Here is a 16,227-nt window from a genome sequence, read left to right on the forward strand (position 1 = left end):
CCTCCACCATGCACACCCTCACCCAACTCCAAACCAGCCAGCTATCGGGCATTACCCGATTGAAGCTGTCATGCGACCTGACGGTGTTCCCCCAGGAAATCTTCGAGCTGGCGGACTCGCTGGAAATCCTCGACCTGAGCGGTAACCAGCTCGACAAGTTGCCCGACGATCTGCACCGCCTGACCCACCTGAGGGTGCTGTTCTGCTCGGATAATCACTTCACCGAACTGCCCGAATGCCTGGGCCGTTGCAGCGCATTGACCATGGTCGGCTTCAAGGCCAACCAAATCGAACGCGTCACCGGTGCGGCGTTGCCGCCGCTGCTGCGCTGGCTGATCCTGACCGATAACCGCATCAGCCAACTGCCGGCGGAGCTGGGCCAACGCCCGCATCTGCAAAAACTGATGCTGGCCGGTAATCGCCTGCGCGCGTTGCCGGAGAGCCTGGCCCAGTGTCATCGCCTCGAATTGCTGCGTGTTTCCGCCAATCAGTTGGCCGAGCTGCCGTCGTGGTTGTTGGAACTGCCAAGGCTCAGTTGGCTGGCCTACGCCGGCAACCCACTGGAAGCGGAAGCCGACGCCCGGGCGCTGCATATCGCGACGCCGATCGACTGGTCGCAACTGAGCTTGCAAGCCTCATTGGGCGAAGGCGCTTCGGGCGTGATCCATCAAGCACTGTGGCAACCGCCGGGCCAGGCCGGGCGCAACGTCGCGGTCAAGCTCTACAAAGGCCAGATGACCAGCGACGGCTCGCCGTTGCATGAGATGCATGCGTGCATCACCGCCGGTAAGCATGCAAACCTGATCGAAGTGTTGGGCCAGGTTGCCGGTCACCCTGAGCAACAGGCCGGACTGGTGATGGCCTTGATCGGACCCGAATACCGCAACCTGGCCGGGTTGCCGAGCCTGGAATCCTGTACGCGCGACGTGTATGCCGATGAACTGCGCCTGGGCGCCGACGTGGCCATGCGCATCGCCCGGGGCATTGCCTGTGTGGCGGGTCATCTGCATCGGCAAGGCCTTACCCATGGGGATCTGTATGGCCACAATATCCTCTGCAATGACCAAGGCGATTGCCTGCTGGGGGATTTTGGCGCGGCGTCTTTCCATGCCACGGTTGATGACAGGCAGCCACGCGCGTTGCAACGCATCGAGGTGCGGGCCTTCGGGATTCTGCTGGGAGAACTGCTTGCGCGGATCGATCCGGCGCTGGGTACCGAGGACCTTGCACGACTGCAAGACCTGGAGGCGCGCTGCTGTCAGCCGGATGTGCTGGCGCGGCCCGGGTTTGACGAGATTGAAGACTTTCTGGACGACCGTGGCGAGGGAGCTTGCTCCCGCTCGGCTGCGAAGCAGCCGTAAAACCGGCGAATGCGGTGTATCTAAAGCTCCACATTCGGCAGTTTTGGGGCCGCTTCGCGACCCAGCGGGAGCAAGCTCCCTCGCCACAGGTGGTTGGACGACCTTAAGTGAACAGCGTTACGTCAGGACGAGGGTTTAACCCGCCAAGCCGACAAACATGTCCTGCACGTCGTCATGGTTGTCGAGGCCTTCGAGGAAGGCCTCGACTTCAGCCATCTGCTCATCGGTCAGGCCGCTGACCGGGTTTTTCGGCTGATAGCCCAATTTGGCGGACAACACCGTGAAGCCCTGCTCCGGCAACGCCTTTTGTACGGCGTCGAGATCGGCAGGCTCGGTGATGAACAGCGTCGCACCGTCCTCGCCGGGTTCGAAATCCTGGGCTCCGGCCTCGATGGCGGCCATTTCCGGATCCGCGTCCGGGCTGTCCGGGGCGGCCTCGATCATGCCGACGTGATTGAAATCCCAGGCCACCGAGCCCGAAGCGCCAAGTTGGCCCTTGCGGAACGCGACGCGGATCTCGGCGACGGTACGGTTGATGTTGTCGGTCACGCACTCAACGATCAGCGGCACCTGATGGGGCGCAAAACCTTCGTAGGTGACACGATGGTATTGCACGGTCTCGCCAAGCTGGCCGGAACCCTTCTTGATCGCACGTTCCAGGGTCTCGCGGGGCATCGAGGCCTTTTTCGCCTGCTCGACCACCAGCCGCAAGTGCGCGTTGGTCGCGACATCGGCGCCGTTGCGCGCGGCAATGGTGATTTCCTTCACCAGCTTGCCGAAGATCTTGCCCTTGGCGTTGGCAGCCGCTTCTTTGTGTTTAACCTTCCACTGTGCGCCCATTACTCACTCTCTTGTCTGACGCGCCGAGACATCTGCCGGCCGGCGCTGTGGCGCAAGTTTATACGCCCACAACCAGCTGATCGACCAAAAAATCGTTCCCGCTTCATCGACATTTTCACTACATGCTGTAGGGCGTTTCCGAAATAGCGATTCGGGCACGGCGTCATACGCTGGGGTTTCGTACCCTTCGCACTTCTCTCCGTGAAAATATGGGCGGCAATGCGCAACGATATGGAAAATCCCTTCAGCCTGACGATCATGCAAAGCGACATGCGCCTGCATGTCCTGGGGCTCAACGGCCGGGAAGCCCTCAATCAGCCGTACCGCTTCGACCTCGACCTGATTGGCCAGGAGCCGCCGATCAGTCCCGACGCGTTGTTGGGCCAAGCGGCCTTCCTGCGCCTGGACGGTGAGTCCGGCATACACGGGATCGTGCACAGCGTGAGCCTGAGCGCCGAGGCTGCGCACCGCGTCGGCTACCGGCTGACGCTGGTGCCGTACATCCAGCAACTGGAACAAGGACTGCGACGTCGAGTTTTTCATCGGCTCACCGTTGTGCAGATCCTGCAGCGCCTGCTGGAAGAAAACGCAATTCCCGCCCTCAGCTATCGCTTCGAACTGCCAAATGGACATTACCCGTGTCGGCCATTTTGTATCCAGTACGAGGAAAGCGACCTGACGCTGCTGCAGCGGCTATGCGAAGAAGAAGGCATTCATTACCACTTCGAACACAGCCCCCTGGGTCACGTCATGGTATTTGCCGAGGATCCGAAGAGCTTTCCCGTACAGGCGGTTGAACTCCTGATGGAGGCGGATAAAGTCGGCGCCATTACGCGGTTGTATCAACGCCACCATTCAATACCTCCAGGTCCGCCCCACGGATTTCGCGATCGTGCAGCGGCCGAAACGGCCGACACCGCGAACCCCGCATCCGAGGCGGCGCACGAAAGAAAGCGTGACGACCCGACACGGATTCACCGTTTCCAGGCAGGCCGGCGGCATCTGGAACGGTTGCGCTACCGAAAACGAGAGATCCATGGGCACACCCTCTCGCCGGCCCTGCGCAGCGGTCATATCGCGCGGATCGATGGGCACCCGGTATCGACGTTCAACGACCAATGGCTGATTACCGAGGTTCGGCATCGCGGGCGACAATTTTCGATTCTTGAAACGAACCTGCCAACCCCACCCGCGGCAAAGGACTACCGCAATCAGTTCTGCGCGATTCCTTGGTCCTCCGTGTACCGACCGCTCCTCGTGCATCCCAAGCCATGCGTACCTGGCAATCACCTCGCCTATGTACTCGGTCCGCCTGGCCAGGCCGCGACATCCGACCTACAGGGCCGGGTCATGGTCAGCCTCTGGAACCGCGACGACGAAGGCATTGCGCTGCCCGTGTCGTGCCTGACGCCCGGCGATCACCCTTCGTTGCTGGCCGGTAGCGAGGTGCTGGTGAGCTTCCTCGACGGCGATCCCGACCGACCGGTCCTTTGCGTGGGATTGCTCGAGCCCGGCCCGGGCAATGGTGGCCCCACGTCGCCCCGCCCCTTGGCGCCGAGCAACGACAATACGGGTTTATTGTTCGAGTGGCTCTTGAACCCACCAGACATCACCCCTTGAGAAAGCCCATGAGCTGGCCGGAAAAATGGGTTCCCGCCGGCTGCATGGCGAGAGCATTTTGCGAGCGGATCATAAATTCATCGACGCAACCTGATCTGGCTCATGCAAACCCAGCGAAACGGGCTTAAAGTGCAAGCACAACGCTGCTCTAGACAGCGCTTTACCCTGATGGCTGGAGATACCCGCATGCCCTGGAAAAATTCCGCAAACCGTTACAGTACCGTCACGGTCACCTTGCATTGGCTGATGCTGGTGCTGTTGGCAGTGGTTTATGCCTGCATTGAGTTCCGAGGCATTTTCCCCAAGGGCAGCGGCGGCCGAACGCTGATCAAGGAAGCGCATTTCATGCTGGGCCTGACCGTGTTCGTGTTGGTATGGCTACGCCTGTTTGCTCGCAGCATGGGCAAGGCCCCGGCGATTTTCCCGGCTTCGCCCGCATGGCAAACATTCCTGGCGCGCCTGATGCACTGGGCGTTGTACCTGTTCATGATCGCGATGCCTCTGCTGGGCTGGTTGATCACCAGCGCCGAAGGACACCAAGTGATGTTCTACGGATTTGATTTGCCACTGCTTGTCGAACCGGACAAGGCGTTGGCCAAGCAAGTGGAAGGCTGGCATGTGCTCGGCGGCACCATTGGCTATTGGTTGATTGGCCTGCATGCGCTGGCGGGGCTGTATCACCACTACGTGGTGCGCGATAACACGTTGCTGCGGATGATGCCCAAGCGCGGCTGAAGACAGTCACTGGAATCCCCGGCGGCCTTGCAAGCCGCCGGTGTGGACAAAGATCAGCCGAGTGCCGGCGGCAAACTGCCCGGCCTCGACCCGAGCCTTGAGCAGCAACAGTGCCTTACCGGTATACAACGGCTCCAGCTCGATCTGCGCTGTGGTTTCGATGAAGGCTGTGAGCCCTTCGTCAACCCGGGCAAATCCGCCACGACTGCCGTCAATCAGTTCATAAAGCGGATTGCCCAACCCCGCCTCTTTCACGATGCCTTCGACTTGCTGCTTCACGCCGTGGCTTTCGGGGACCGCCAGGACGCCATGGACCGGACGCCTTCCTGCCTCCGCCAGCACCAGGCCGGCCAACGACGTTCCAGTGCCGCACGCCAGCCACCAACCGTGATAATCGCTCCACCCCAAACCCGCCAATTGATCGCGAACGCTGGTCTCCCAGATCATGCAGCCCTGCGCGCCAGGCAACCCCGAGCCGCCTTCAGGGATCGGCCACAACTGCGGATATTGCGCCTGCCAGGGCGTCCAGAAATCCGCATCATGGCGCCTTCGATACCCTTCATAACCCAACCAGTGCAGCGTCATGCCGAACGCTTTCAAGTCGAGTACCGTCGGCGTTTCCTGAGGATGGCCACGCAGCAGTCCCACCGTTGGGAAACCGAATCGTTGGCCCGCCGCCGCCAACGCGTGCAGGTGATTGGAGTAGGCGCCGCCAAGGCTGATGATCCCCTCCGCACCTGACGCATGGGCGCCACGCAGATGATGGAGCAGCTTGAACCACTTGTTGCCACTGATCAGCGAATCGATCCGGTCCAGGCGCAACACCGCCACCTCGACGCCAGCATCGGCGAGCCAGTCCAGGTGAAGGGGTTCGAGGCGAGGCTGGGGGTGCCAGTCGAGGGCGTGAAGGAGCATGGCTGTGGGCCGGTTGGAAAACAGGCCGGCATATTAACAGCTGGTCGCGCGCACCCTGACATCGAAAAAACTGTGGGAGCGAGCCTGCTCGCGATAGCGGTGGGTCAGCCAACACTTCTGAAACTGACTAACCGCCATCGCGAGCAAGCTCGCACAGGTACTGATCTGACTTCTTAAGCCTCGGGCATTTTCCGGAAGCCCACCGCCAGCCGGTTCCAACCGTTGATGGCGTTGATCGCCACGGTCAGGTCGACCATTTCCTTGGGCGTGAAGTGCTCGTTCAGCAGTTCGTAGTCGGCGTCGGGCGCGTGGGTCTCGCTCAGGCGCGTCAGGGCTTCGGTCCAGGCCAGCGCGGCGCGCTCACGACCGGAGAAGAACGGCGTCTCGCGCCAGGCGGTCACGGCATATAAACGCCGCTCGGTCTCGCCGTCCTTGCGCGCATCGGCGGTGTGCATGTCGATGCAGTACGCGCAGCCATTGATTTGCGAAGAGCGCAGCTTGACCAATTCGATCAAGGACTTTTCCAGGCCCAGTTTAGAGACCGCGTTCTCCAGGCCCAGCATGGCTTTATAGGCATCAGGGGAGGCGGCATAGAAATCGATACGCGGTTGCATGATGAACTCCTGAACAATTGGGTGTAGCGCTACGTTAGCCCTGCACTGGCGCGGGACAAATAGCCAATTGTTGGGAAGTTCGGGTGGCCAATGGAGACCGAGACGCCTATGGAAATGACGCAAGCTTCTGTGGCGAGGGAGCTTGCTCCCGCTCGGCTGCGTAGCAGTCGTAAACCGGTTGGCACGGTTTAACAGATATACCGAGGGGCCTGGTTTCAGGGCGGCTGCGCCACCCAGCGGGAGCAAGCTCCCTCGCCACAAGGGCACGGCGTGCTTTCGAAGGGTGTCACGCTCGGCTGCGCAGCCATTGCAGGAAGCGTTTCTTGGCGACCGGCTTGGGCAGTTCGCGGGTCAGGTTCTGGGCCAGGTGGATGCGCACGTCCAACAGGTTTTTCATGGCGTCGCCGATGTCGCGACGGGCCTCGAGGCAAGGTTTGAGGTAGCTGTTCTCGATGCGATAAAGCGTGCAGAAAGTCTTGGCATTGAAATTCGCCAACGCCGCTTGTTCGGCGACGATCCCGGCTTCGCCGATCACTTCGCCCGGCCCCATGCGGCCACCCTCGAGAGGCTGGCCGTTACGTAGGAGGCTCACGCTGACGACGCCGGACTCGATGATGAACAGATGATCGCTGACCTCCCCGGCGGCCAGGATCACCTCGCCGGCGCGAAACGTCTGCAGGGTCATGTTCTGGCTGAAGGTGTCTTTTTCGTCCGGGCGCAGCGTGGAAAAAATGCTCGAGCTTTCCAGCAACGCACGGGGCCGCGACACCGCCAGGGCCGCAGTGCTTTCGCTGGTGGATAGCAGGCTCACGCCCGATGCATGCAGATGCCGAAACGCCAAGTCGAACAGTTGATTGCGCACCTCGCGTTTCTGTCCCATAGAGGCCACGAACCCGCTGATTTCATATTCCGCCCCGGCGCTGCTGGTGCTCTTGAGCGTGACGCAGGGCGCCGGGCTGGCAAGCAGTGCACGACAGCCGATCATCGCCCGTTCCAGCGCTTCGATCACTTTTTGCGGTCGCGCATGGGGGCTGACCTGAATGCTGATGGACAAACCATGCATGTCGCTCGGTCGGCTGAAATTGACGATCTTGGCTTTCGCCGCCAGCGAGTTGGGGATCACCGCCATGCTGCCCTGGGAGGTCTGCAACCGCGTGGCACGCCAGTCGATGTCGGTGACCCGGCCTTCGGTGCCGTCGATGGAAATCCAGTCATCGACTTGATACGGCTTGGTGGTGTTGAGCACGATGCCGGAAAACACGTCGCTGAGGGTGCTCTGCAAGGCCAGGCCGACGATGATCGCCATCGCGCCGGAGGTTGCCAGCACGCCCTTGACCGGCAGGTCCAGCACATATGCCAAAGCCGCGATGACCGCGACCAGGAAGATCACCGCGCCGAGCAGATCCTGCAACAGCCGCCCCGTATGGCCGACCCGTTGCATCATGACCGCACCGATCATCACGGTCAGGGTCCGCGCGGCAAACAGCCACCACGCAATCTGCAGGCCGGTAGCCGCCAGGTGCCGAGGCACGTCATCGACCCACTGCGCGGTCTGCATGGGGTTGAGGCCTTCGTTGAACAGCAGCATGCTGAACAACATGAAAATCACCAGCCGCCCGCCGATCTTCCAGTACATCCGTTCGGCACTGACGAACCGCCACGCCAGCAAATCGAGCACAAGCAACGCCAAGGCACTGAGCAGCGGGTGGGCGGTGATCAGGGAGAACATCGGGGACAGCTCCAGGAGGGTCGTTGGCGTGAAGATTGGCACAGAATCAACACGCTGTAGAGATCACCACAAGACTCCTTGTGGGAGCGAGCCTGCTTAGCTAGCCATCCATCCGCCCAAAGCGCCCGGAATGAAAATCCTCGAAGGCCTGGTGAATCTCCTGCTCGCTGTTCATCACGAACGGACCATGGCCGACAATCGGCTCGTCGATGGGCTCGCCGCTGAGCAGCAACACCACGGCGTCGTTATCGGCTTGCAGATTCACCTGGTCGCCGGCCCGATCGAACAAGGCCAGTTGCCCCGCCTCGACCCGCTCGCGGCCATTGACCTGGACCGTACCTCGCAGCACCACCAGCGCCGTGTTATGGCCCGCTTGCAAATCGAGGGTCAGGTCCTTGCCGGCATTCAAGCGAATATCCCAGACCTCGATGGGCGTGAAGGTCTTCGCCGGGCCCCGATGCCCCTCGAAACTCCCGGCGATCAGCCGCAGGCTGCCAGCGTTATCCTTCAAGGCAATGTTGGGGATGTCACTCTTGAGCAGGGTCTGGTAGCCGGCCGGGGCCATTTTGTCCTTGGCCGGCAGGTTGACCCACAACTGGACCATTTCCATGAACCCGCCTTGTCGAGCGAAGGTTTCGGAATGGAATTCCTCATGGATGATCCCGGAGGCGGCGGTCATCCATTGCACATCACCAGGGCCGATCTTGCCGCCGCTGCCGGTGGAATCACGGTGTTCAAGCTCGCCCTGATAGACGATGGTCACGGTCTCGAAACCGCGATGGGGATGCTGGCCGACGCCACGCCGCTCTGAAGTAGGGGAAAATTCGCTGGGCGCCGCGTGGTCCAGCAGCAGGAACGGACTGATGTGCGTGCCCAGGTTGTCGTAGGAAAACAACGTGCGGACCGGAAAGCCGTCGCCGACCCAGTGGGCCCGCGGGCTGGTATAGAGGCCGATGATGTTTTTCAAACTGTGTCTCCAAATCAGGTGTTGCGACTCGATGGACACAGCTTAAAACCCGTACCGTTGATGCACCAGACTGCAAAAACCGGCCATAGCGTTCTATTTACAGAACAGCCAACAAGCTCGCTTTACCTTAAAGATGATTGCGCTTGGCAAATTCCGACAGCCCCACCAGGGAAGTGAGACCGAGCTTTTCCAACAGGCGCGTCTTGTAGGTACTGACCGTTTTCGGACTGATGAACAATGCATCGGCGATGTCCTTGCCACGCATGCCCATCGACAGCATCCGCAGGATGGACAGCTCACGGGTGGAGAGGCTTTCCAGGGCCTGCTGTTCGCCACGCTGTTGAAAATCCAGCCTGACAGGCATTTGAGGGAAATAGGAATAGCCGGATTTCAACGCGTGAATCGCCTTGATCAGCTCCTTCAGGTCGCTTCTCTTGGTGACGAACCCCCTCGCCCCGGCCGCGATACAACGGTTGCAGAAATGCTGGGCATCCTGGGAAGTGAACACCAGCACCGCGCAGCCGGGAAATTCCATCAGGATCCAGACCAGCAGGTCCAGGCCATCGAAACCATTCATCACCAGGTCCAGGATCACCAGGTCGGCCCGCGCCTCCTTGATCTGCGCCTTGGCCTCAGCCACGCCGCTGACGTCACTGATATTGGTAAACCCTTCGTTCTGGCACACGAGCCGCAAAGCGCCACGTATGACAGGGTGATCATCCACGATCATTACATGCTTCAAGACAGCTCCCCGAATGAATGCAAACCACGCCGATGCTCAAACTGCAGCGGACTGTTACACAAGCGATAGGCCGCGCCACCTGTCAGACCTGACAGTGCCGACTAACGGTGCGATCAGCTTCCCAGGCCCCGCCTGCAGGCATGGGGCCAAGGCTGAGCCGACTCGCTGGCCTCGGGGTCAATGAAGGTCATCAGGCGTTCCAGCACGGCCGAATCGGGCAACGCGGCAGTGGTCACCTGCAAGGAGGGCGGATGCGCGACGGGCACCGATTCCAGGTGCGCTTGCTGGGCGTTATAGATCATTGAATGACGAACCTGCAGGTTGCCGCGCAAGAATCCGGTCAGATCCAGTGATCCGCTTGCAAGGCCGGCATTGACCAGGATCAGGTCGAAAGGCTTGCTGCCGTATTCCACCAACGTCAGGAATTCCTCCAGGCTACCCACCGGCGCGATGCAGAAATAGCCGTGATGATTGAGCAGCCGTTCAAGCTTCATCCGATGATAATGCTCCGTGTCGGCAATCATGATTCGTAGTGCTTTGTTCGGCATGGCAGGCATTCCAATGGCAACGCGGCAGGTGTAGACCGGGTCGGAAACGTTAAGTCGCGACAGGCTAGAGGAAGGTTTTTTAGGACGCTGTAGGACAATTCCCAAATAAAGCACGGAAAAATCCGCGCCCGACTTGCGGCTCAGGGCGCCTTGGTCTGGCGGTGATCGGGCGAAGCCTGAAGAGGTTCGCCGGCAGGCCCGGAGGGGGCGGACTCTCCAGCCATATAAGAGTGCAACCGTTCCGTGAGGTGCTCCATCGCCCGGCACACCGCTTCCACCGATTCGGTGAGCGCCGCGTTGATACCCTCGCGACAAGCGCTTTCCAGCGCGTCGCATGCCACCACCAGCGGCTCTGCCTGGATAATCCGTGCGCCGCCCTTGATCCGATGCGCCAGGTCGGCCAACCCGGACACGTCATGGCGCGAAGACAAATCCAGCAATCGCGCCTTGTCCATGGCGTTGCTGGCGACCAGTTCCTTCAACAACGGGTGAATCGACAGCCTGTCGCCACCGGCCAGCTGTTCCAGGGTGGTCAAATCGAAGTCGCCCGTGGAGGCCGGCGCGTCGCGCTGGGGCGTGATCAATACCAGGCGCGCGTTCAATTGCTGCAGGCTGATGGGTTTGAACAGGCAGTCATCCATGCCTGCCTCGATGCAGCGAGCCGTTTCCTCGGGCTGGGCATTGGCCGTGAACCCCAGGATCACCGTCGGCGACAAAGCCCCGGCCCGCTCCTCTTCGCGGATGGCACGGGCCATTTCATAACCGCTCATCAACGGCATGTTGCAGTCGGTGATGAGCACGTCGAACTGCCCGTCGCGCCAGGCACGCAGCCCTTGGACGCCGTCTTCAGCCTGCTGCACCGGGTGCCCCAAGTACCTCATCTGCTGGCACAGCAGCAAACGATTGGCTGGATGATCATCAACGACCAGGATCTTCAGCACCTGGCCCAGCGGCGTCTGAACCTCGACTGCGGGCACGCGGGGCAACGCCTCCAGCAACGGCACCGCCAGCCGGATCTCGACTTGCGTGCCCTGCCCCGGCACGCTGCTCAACGCCAGGGTGCCGCCCATCATTTCACACAGGGTGCGGCTGATCACCAACCCCAGCCCGGAGCCACCGCGAGCGCCCTGGGCGTGGTCGCCGACCTGGGTGAACGGGCTGAACAGGCGTTGCTGGTCTTGCGCCGAAATGCCCGGGCCGGTGTCTTCGATCAACACGCGGATGGCCAGGCGCTTGTCCTCCCCAGCCGGCTCAGCTCCAAGGCTCAGGCGTACCTGGCCTTGTTCGGTGAACTTGATGGCGTTGCTCAGTACGTTGGAAAGGATCTGCTTGAAGCGCAGCGGGTCGATCAAAACGTCATGGTCGCTGGCTGCATCCAGGTCCAGATCCAAGGACAGCTGTTTTTCCCGGGCCAGGCCATCAAACATCCGCGCCACGGCCTCGATCAGTTCCCGCAAATTGGCCCGCGTCGGCACCAGGGACAGCTTGCCGGATTCGATGCGAGCGATGTCGAGGATGTCACCGATCAGGTCCAGCATGCCTCGGGCGGCACCTGAGGCCACTTCGATGGCCGACTTGTCCATGACGCCCTGGTCGGCTTTTTTCAGGGCCAGTTCCAGCATGCCGATCACGGCGTTCATTGGCGTGCGGATTTCATGGCTCATCGTCGCCAAGAACGTGGTCTTGGCCCGGTTGGCGTCGTCGGCGCTGGCCTTGGCCACGCGCAACTGTTCCAACAGCCGTCGCAGGTAGACAACCCAGCCCAACACCAGCAGCAGGAGCAGCGCGGCGATGGCAAACCCTTGGACAATCGCAGTGCGATGGCGCAGCCAGTAGCTGTCGTTGATCACCACCTCACTGCGCCAGCGGTTGGTGAGCTCGTCCATTTCCTCTGGGGAAATGCTCAGCAGTGCCTTGTCCAGGATCGAGTAGAGCTCGGTCGCGTTGCGGCTCGTCGCCAAGGCAACGCGGATGGGCACCGTGCCCACGGTGCTGGTGACTTGCAATGTGTCGCGGTACTGGCGCGAGATCATGTAGCGGGCACTGATCAGCGAATTGATCGCACCATCCGCCCGACCTGCGGCGACCATGGCCATGGCATCGGCCATGTTTTGCGCCGGCACCCGTTGCACGCCGGGGAACTGCTCCGACAGGTACTCACGCAACACGTTGCCACGCACCAGCGCCAGCCGCTTGCCGGCCATCCGGTCCACGGTCAGGGCGTCCGAGGCTTTGGCCGGCACCACCAGCACGAAAGGGCTTGTCAGGTACGGGCGGGTGAAGCGCAGTTCATTTTCAAGCTCGGCGCTGGGGATCGCGGTAGCCAGGACATCGGCCTTGCCAGTGGCGATCCGGGCGATCAGGTCGTCCACCGAGTCGCCACGCTGGATGTCGAATTTCAGCCCGGTGCGCAAGCTGATCCTGGCCAGCACATCGGCACCGATGCCGCGCAATTGGCCTTGCTCATCGAAGAAGGTCAACGGCAGGAAATCCGCGCTGACGGCTACGTTGATACGCGGATGAGCATCGAGCCAGCGCTGTTCATTGACGCTGAAATGCAACGCTTGCCGGCCCGGCACGCTCGCCCCACCGGCGCTCCAACGCCGCAGGATGCCCATGCGTTCGCCGACGGGAATGGCCTGCAGCGCGGCATTGACGACGCGCAACAGGCGCCCGTTCTCGCGGCTGACCGCAAAGGCGAACGGCTGCACTTCCATGCGGGAGAAATCCGCCAGTTGTACGTTGTTCAGGTAGTTCTTGCTGATCAGGTAATGGGCGCTGATCGAATCCCCCAGGTAAACGTCGGCCTGGCCGAACGCCACGGCGCCGATGGCGCTCAAGGTCGAGGGGAACAGCTGCAACGTGGCGTCCGGATAAAAAGCTTCGACCGTTTCCGGTGGCAAGTAGTGATAAAGCATGGCCAGCCGTTTGCCCGCCAGGTCCGCCGGCAGCTCTTCGCTATCGTCGACACGGGTCACCAGCGTCGGCACGTCATCGGCATATGCCCGTGACATCGCCAATGCGGGGTCGCCGGCCTCGAAACCGTTGGCGGTGCCGAGCAGATCGATTTCCCCGCCATGCAGGGCCTGGAGTGATGCATCCCGCGACGCGTACCGCCGCACTTGTATGTCGATGTGCAACAGCTGACCCAGCAACTGCGCATAGTCAGCCGTCAGGCCTTCATAATCGCTGCCATTGCCGGTGATGCTGAACGGCGGGTAATCCGGTGCCGAGGCACCCAGGAGCAACGTGCCCTTGCGTCGCAGCCAGGTCCGGTCAGCCTCGTCCAGGGTCACCGAATAGTCGTTCACAGCAGAACGCCCGAGCACATGCAGCGACTCGGGTGCCGCGCCCACCTGGGGCGCCACACTTGATAGACCCAGCCATATCGCCGCCAGGCCTGTGCGCAGGAACAGCATCATTCGATCAGGTTTCGCTTGGCGAAATCGGCCCGGACGCTACATCAGCGACCGGCTGATCGGTTCAAACTGCCAATGCGAGGGAACAGTGAACCGTCCACGTACCTCCCGGAAAACCAGGAGGAGCGTGAGGTGAGTGTAGGAAGTTTCTGAGGAATTTCCTGGCGGGCTTGCGATTGTTCTGTAGGAGCTGGCGAAGCCTGCGATCTTTCTCTTGGAACTCAGGTGTCGGGAAAAGATCGCAGCCTCGCTTCGCTCGGCAGCTCACACAGCGGCCAATCGCAAATCGCGCTCCGGCCGAGCCTGCCCGCGATTGTTTCCATGCTCATAGAGCGAGCCGGCGATCTCATCGGCGCGCACCGGCAGGATCGACAGCAAGGTGTCGCTCAGCCCGTGGCTGGCCTGGCAGAAACCCTGCATGTAGATCGCCGCCTTGCAGCGCTCGTCGGTGATCAACTTGTAGTTGCGATCCACCTCGAAATCCCCGAGGTATTGCGCCAACGGTTCGAGCAAGGTGCGGTGCATCTGGCGTTCGTAGCCGGTGGCGAGCACCACCGCGTCGTATCGGCGCACCGACAACTCGCCAGTGGCGTTGTTGCGCACCGCCAGCTCCACGCCATCCTTCGTCGCGGTGGCTTTCTCCACCGTGGTCAGGGTGCGGAACCCATGACGGGCGATGCCCGAGACTTTCTGACGATAGAAAATCCCGTAGATGCGCTCGATCAGGTCGATGTCCACCACCGAATAATTGGTGTTGTGGTACTCGTTGACCAGGCGCTCGCGTTCGCTGTGGGGCTGCTGGAACACCAGGTCGGTGAATTCCGGCGAGAACACTTCGTTGACGAACGGGCTGTCATCCGCCGGCTTGAGGGCCGAGCCGCGCAGGATCATGTCGACCTGCACCGACGGGAAGCTGTCGTTGAGGTCAATGAACGCTTCCGCCGCGCTCTGCCCGCCGCCGATGATCGCAACGTTCATTGGCTGGCCGCTCGTGCACGGTTGGCTTGCCATGCGCTCCAGGTACTGCGAGTGATGGAACACCCGAGCGTCATCCTTGAACGTCTTGAACGCCTCGGGAATGCGCGGCGTGCCACCGGCACTGACCACCACTGAACGGCTGATGCGCACGCACTCTTCCCCTTCGCGGGTGCGGGAAATCACCCGCAAGGCTTCGACCTGCTGGTAATGCAGCACCGGTTCGATGCGCAGCACTTCCTCGCCGTAGCGGCTCTGCCCGGCGAATTGCGCCGCCACCCAGCGCAGGTAGTCGTTGTACTCCATGCGGCACGGGTAGAACGTCCCGAGGTTGATGAAATCCACCAGGCGGCCATGGTGCTTGAGGTAATTGACGAACGAGTAAGGGCTGGTGGGGTTGCGCAGGGTCACCAGGTCCTTGAGGAAGGAAATCTGCAGCTCGCTCTGGGTCACCAGCGTGTTGCCGTGCCAGCGATAGTCAGCCTGTTTGTCGAGGAACAGCACGTCCAGTTCGCCCTGCACCGGGCCACGCTCCTGCAGCGCGATGGCCAGCGCCAGGTTCGAGGGGCCGAAGCCAATGCCGATCAAGTCGTGAACGTGGGGCGCTGCAATTGCCTGAGTCATGTCCAGTGTCCTCTGGAAAAGCCCCTCAACAGGGCACGAAAGCCGGGTGACCTGTTCGGCGCGCATCGGGCCGCCAGATCGTCTGTTGAGAGGAACGAAGAGGATGTCAGAAAATTTACCGCCGCAGGATTCACGCCGGGTGAATCAGGTCGCGTCCCACTGCCGTACGCGAACGCGGCAATGCTTCATGGCGTTGACGATGTGTTTTTCCACCAGCGCGCGGGAAATGCCCAGGCGCTCGGCAATCTGCGAATGGGACAGGCCTTCGAGCTTGCGCAGCAGGAAGCTTTCGCGGCACAGCGGTGGCAACTCGGCCAGGGCGCGTTGCAGCATGTCCAGGCGTTGGCCGTGGTCGAGGCTGGTATGGGGCGACGGGGTGAAGAAGCGTTCTTCTGTGTCGAGCACGTCGAGGGATTCGGATTGGCGCAGCGTGTTGCGCCGATGCCCATCGATCACCAGGTTCAGTGCGGTGCGATACAAGAACGCCCGCGGCTGCTCGATGGGCGTATCGCTGGCGCGCTCCAGCACCCGCACATAAGCGTCATGCACCACATCTTCGGCCGCCTGGCGGTTGCCTAGCCTGGCGTTCAGGAAACACACCAGCTCGCGATAGTAGTTTTCCAACATGACTCCCGTGCGCAGTGACTGCGACAGCTTTCCCTGGGCCCCTCGGCATGCCGGAAAACGCATGGCACGATGGTGGCAGATTCAATCGCGTAATTTATAGTAATTCTCATATAGATTTAAAGCTTTGGTTTGCATCAGGCCTCAATCGTTCAGTTGATGGGGCAGCAGAACCCGCTTTCGTGGCGAGGGAGCTTGCTCCCGCTGGCCTGCGCAGCAGGCCCAAGGCAGGCGACACATGCTCGAGATCGGGAGCCCAGGTCTTGGGGCCGCTTCGCGGCCCAGCGGGAGCAAGCTCCCTCGCCACGGGATCGGTGTCGTTTCAAGGACTGCCCAGTCTCAACTCATTAAATTCCCGCCCCGAACACTCGTCTACCAGAACAGCCTCCCGTCCCGCCCCTCCGTGCGACGGGCCCGACATCACCGGCAGGAACCCTGCATGAAACGTCCCCGCCTCCCCCGCCCCGCCTGCCTCCTGACTTTTGCCCTGCCGCCGGCCGTGGACTTCGCCGCG

The 16,227-nt window shown here is 61.5% G+C and carries 13 protein-coding genes; 3 read left to right on the top strand and 10 right to left on the bottom strand.

Annotated elements, in window-relative coordinates; translation table 11 throughout:
• Positions 1-8: 8 nt before the first annotated feature.
• Complete coding sequence (locus tag Q7C33_RS25590; RefSeq protein WP_407684338.1) at positions 9-1,361, top strand: leucine-rich repeat-containing protein kinase family protein; 1,353 nt, start codon at positions 9-11, stop codon at positions 1,359-1,361.
• 135 nt (positions 1,362-1,496) lie between these two features.
• On the opposite strand, the gene Q7C33_RS25595 is transcribed toward Q7C33_RS25590, so the two are convergent.
• Positions 1,497-2,201 carry a YebC/PmpR family DNA-binding transcriptional regulator gene (locus Q7C33_RS25595; RefSeq protein ID WP_030140051.1) on the bottom strand — a complete coding sequence of 235 codons (705 nt, stop codon included), beginning with the start codon at positions 2,199-2,201 and terminating at the stop codon, positions 1,497-1,499.
• A gap of 219 nt (positions 2,202-2,420) precedes the next feature.
• On the opposite strand from Q7C33_RS25595, the gene Q7C33_RS25600 reads away from it, so the two are divergent.
• Both Q7C33_RS25600 and Q7C33_RS25605 read left to right on the top strand, forming a co-directional pair.
• Positions 2,421-3,821, top strand: a complete 1,401-nt coding sequence (locus tag Q7C33_RS25600) for a type VI secretion system Vgr family protein (protein WP_198798266.1) — start codon at positions 2,421-2,423, stop codon at positions 3,819-3,821.
• Between the two features lie 186 nt (positions 3,822-4,007).
• Complete coding sequence (locus tag Q7C33_RS25605) at positions 4,008-4,556, top strand: cytochrome b (protein WP_030140049.1); 549 nt, start codon at positions 4,008-4,010, stop codon at positions 4,554-4,556.
• Between the two features lie 6 nt (positions 4,557-4,562).
• Here the strand turns inward: Q7C33_RS25605 and Q7C33_RS25610 are convergent, their stop codons facing one another.
• The 9 genes from Q7C33_RS25610 to Q7C33_RS25650 form a co-directional block, all read right to left on the bottom strand.
• Positions 4,563-5,471, bottom strand: a complete 909-nt coding sequence (locus tag Q7C33_RS25610) for a 1-aminocyclopropane-1-carboxylate deaminase/D-cysteine desulfhydrase (RefSeq protein WP_030140048.1) — start codon at positions 5,469-5,471, stop codon at positions 4,563-4,565.
• Between the two features lie 173 nt (positions 5,472-5,644).
• A complete protein-coding gene (locus Q7C33_RS25615; protein WP_407684339.1) occupies positions 5,645-6,085 on the bottom strand; it encodes a carboxymuconolactone decarboxylase family protein in 441 nt (146 codons plus the stop codon).
• Positions 6,086-6,371: 286 nt separating this feature from the next.
• Entirely contained in the window at positions 6,372-7,814 is a 1,443-nt protein-coding gene (locus Q7C33_RS25620; RefSeq protein WP_407684340.1) for a mechanosensitive ion channel domain-containing protein, read from the bottom strand.
• Between the two features lie 100 nt (positions 7,815-7,914).
• Positions 7,915-8,781, bottom strand: coding sequence for a pirin family protein (locus Q7C33_RS25625; protein ID WP_407684341.1), 867 nt, complete (start codon positions 8,779-8,781; stop codon positions 7,915-7,917).
• Positions 8,782-8,908: 127 nt separating this feature from the next.
• Positions 8,909-9,523, bottom strand: a complete 615-nt coding sequence (locus Q7C33_RS25630; protein ID WP_407684342.1) for a response regulator — start codon at positions 9,521-9,523, stop codon at positions 8,909-8,911.
• Positions 9,524-9,636: 113 nt separating this feature from the next.
• Complete coding sequence (locus Q7C33_RS25635; protein WP_217861595.1) at positions 9,637-10,071, bottom strand: response regulator; 435 nt, start codon at positions 10,069-10,071, stop codon at positions 9,637-9,639.
• Between the two features lie 140 nt (positions 10,072-10,211).
• The gene (locus Q7C33_RS25640; protein ID WP_407684343.1) at positions 10,212-13,493 is read right to left on the bottom strand and encodes a transporter substrate-binding domain-containing protein; all 3,282 of its coding nucleotides are present in this window, start codon (positions 13,491-13,493) and stop codon (positions 10,212-10,214) included.
• A 261-nt stretch (positions 13,494-13,754) separates the two neighbouring features.
• Complete coding sequence (locus Q7C33_RS25645) at positions 13,755-15,089, bottom strand: lysine N(6)-hydroxylase/L-ornithine N(5)-oxygenase family protein (RefSeq protein WP_407684344.1); 1,335 nt, start codon at positions 15,087-15,089, stop codon at positions 13,755-13,757.
• A 144-nt stretch (positions 15,090-15,233) separates the two neighbouring features.
• Positions 15,234-15,716, bottom strand: coding sequence for a sigma-70 family RNA polymerase sigma factor (locus Q7C33_RS25650; RefSeq protein WP_269807987.1), 483 nt, complete (start codon positions 15,714-15,716; stop codon positions 15,234-15,236).
• Positions 15,717-16,227 lie beyond the last annotated feature (511 nt).

Source organism: Pseudomonas sp. BP11-1-1 (genome assembly GCF_052112105.1).
In the GTDB taxonomy this organism is placed as follows: Bacteria; Pseudomonadota; Gammaproteobacteria; order Pseudomonadales; family Pseudomonadaceae; genus Aquipseudomonas; species Aquipseudomonas alvandae.

Excerpts from the sequence above, each read along its gene's own strand:
- Q7C33_RS25605 (WP_030140049.1), top strand. The coding sequence starts at position 4,008 with ATGCCCTGGAAAAATTCCGCAAACCGTTACAGTACCGTCACGGTCACC.
- Q7C33_RS25640 (WP_407684343.1), bottom strand. The coding sequence starts at position 13,493 with ATGATGCTGTTCCTGCGCACAGGCCTGGCGGCGATATGGCTGGGTCTA.
- Q7C33_RS25620 (WP_407684340.1), bottom strand. The coding sequence starts at position 7,814 with ATGTTCTCCCTGATCACCGCCCACCCGCTGCTCAGTGCCTTGGCGTTG.
- Q7C33_RS25595 (WP_030140051.1), bottom strand. The coding sequence starts at position 2,201 with ATGGGCGCACAGTGGAAGGTTAAACACAAAGAAGCGGCTGCCAACGCC.
- Q7C33_RS25610 (WP_030140048.1), bottom strand. The coding sequence starts at position 5,471 with ATGCTCCTTCACGCCCTCGACTGGCACCCCCAGCCTCGCCTCGAACCC.
- Q7C33_RS25635 (WP_217861595.1), bottom strand. The coding sequence starts at position 10,071 with ATGCCGAACAAAGCACTACGAATCATGATTGCCGACACGGAGCATTAT.
- Q7C33_RS25590 (WP_407684338.1), top strand. The coding sequence starts at position 9 with ATGCACACCCTCACCCAACTCCAAACCAGCCAGCTATCGGGCATTACC.
- Q7C33_RS25615 (WP_407684339.1), bottom strand. The coding sequence starts at position 6,085 with ATGCAACCGCGTATCGATTTCTATGCCGCCTCCCCTGATGCCTATAAA.
- Q7C33_RS25650 (WP_269807987.1), bottom strand. The coding sequence starts at position 15,716 with ATGTTGGAAAACTACTATCGCGAGCTGGTGTGTTTCCTGAACGCCAGG.
- Q7C33_RS25645 (WP_407684344.1), bottom strand. The coding sequence starts at position 15,089 with ATGACTCAGGCAATTGCAGCGCCCCACGTTCACGACTTGATCGGCATT.
- Q7C33_RS25600 (WP_198798266.1), top strand. The coding sequence starts at position 2,421 with ATGCGCAACGATATGGAAAATCCCTTCAGCCTGACGATCATGCAAAGC.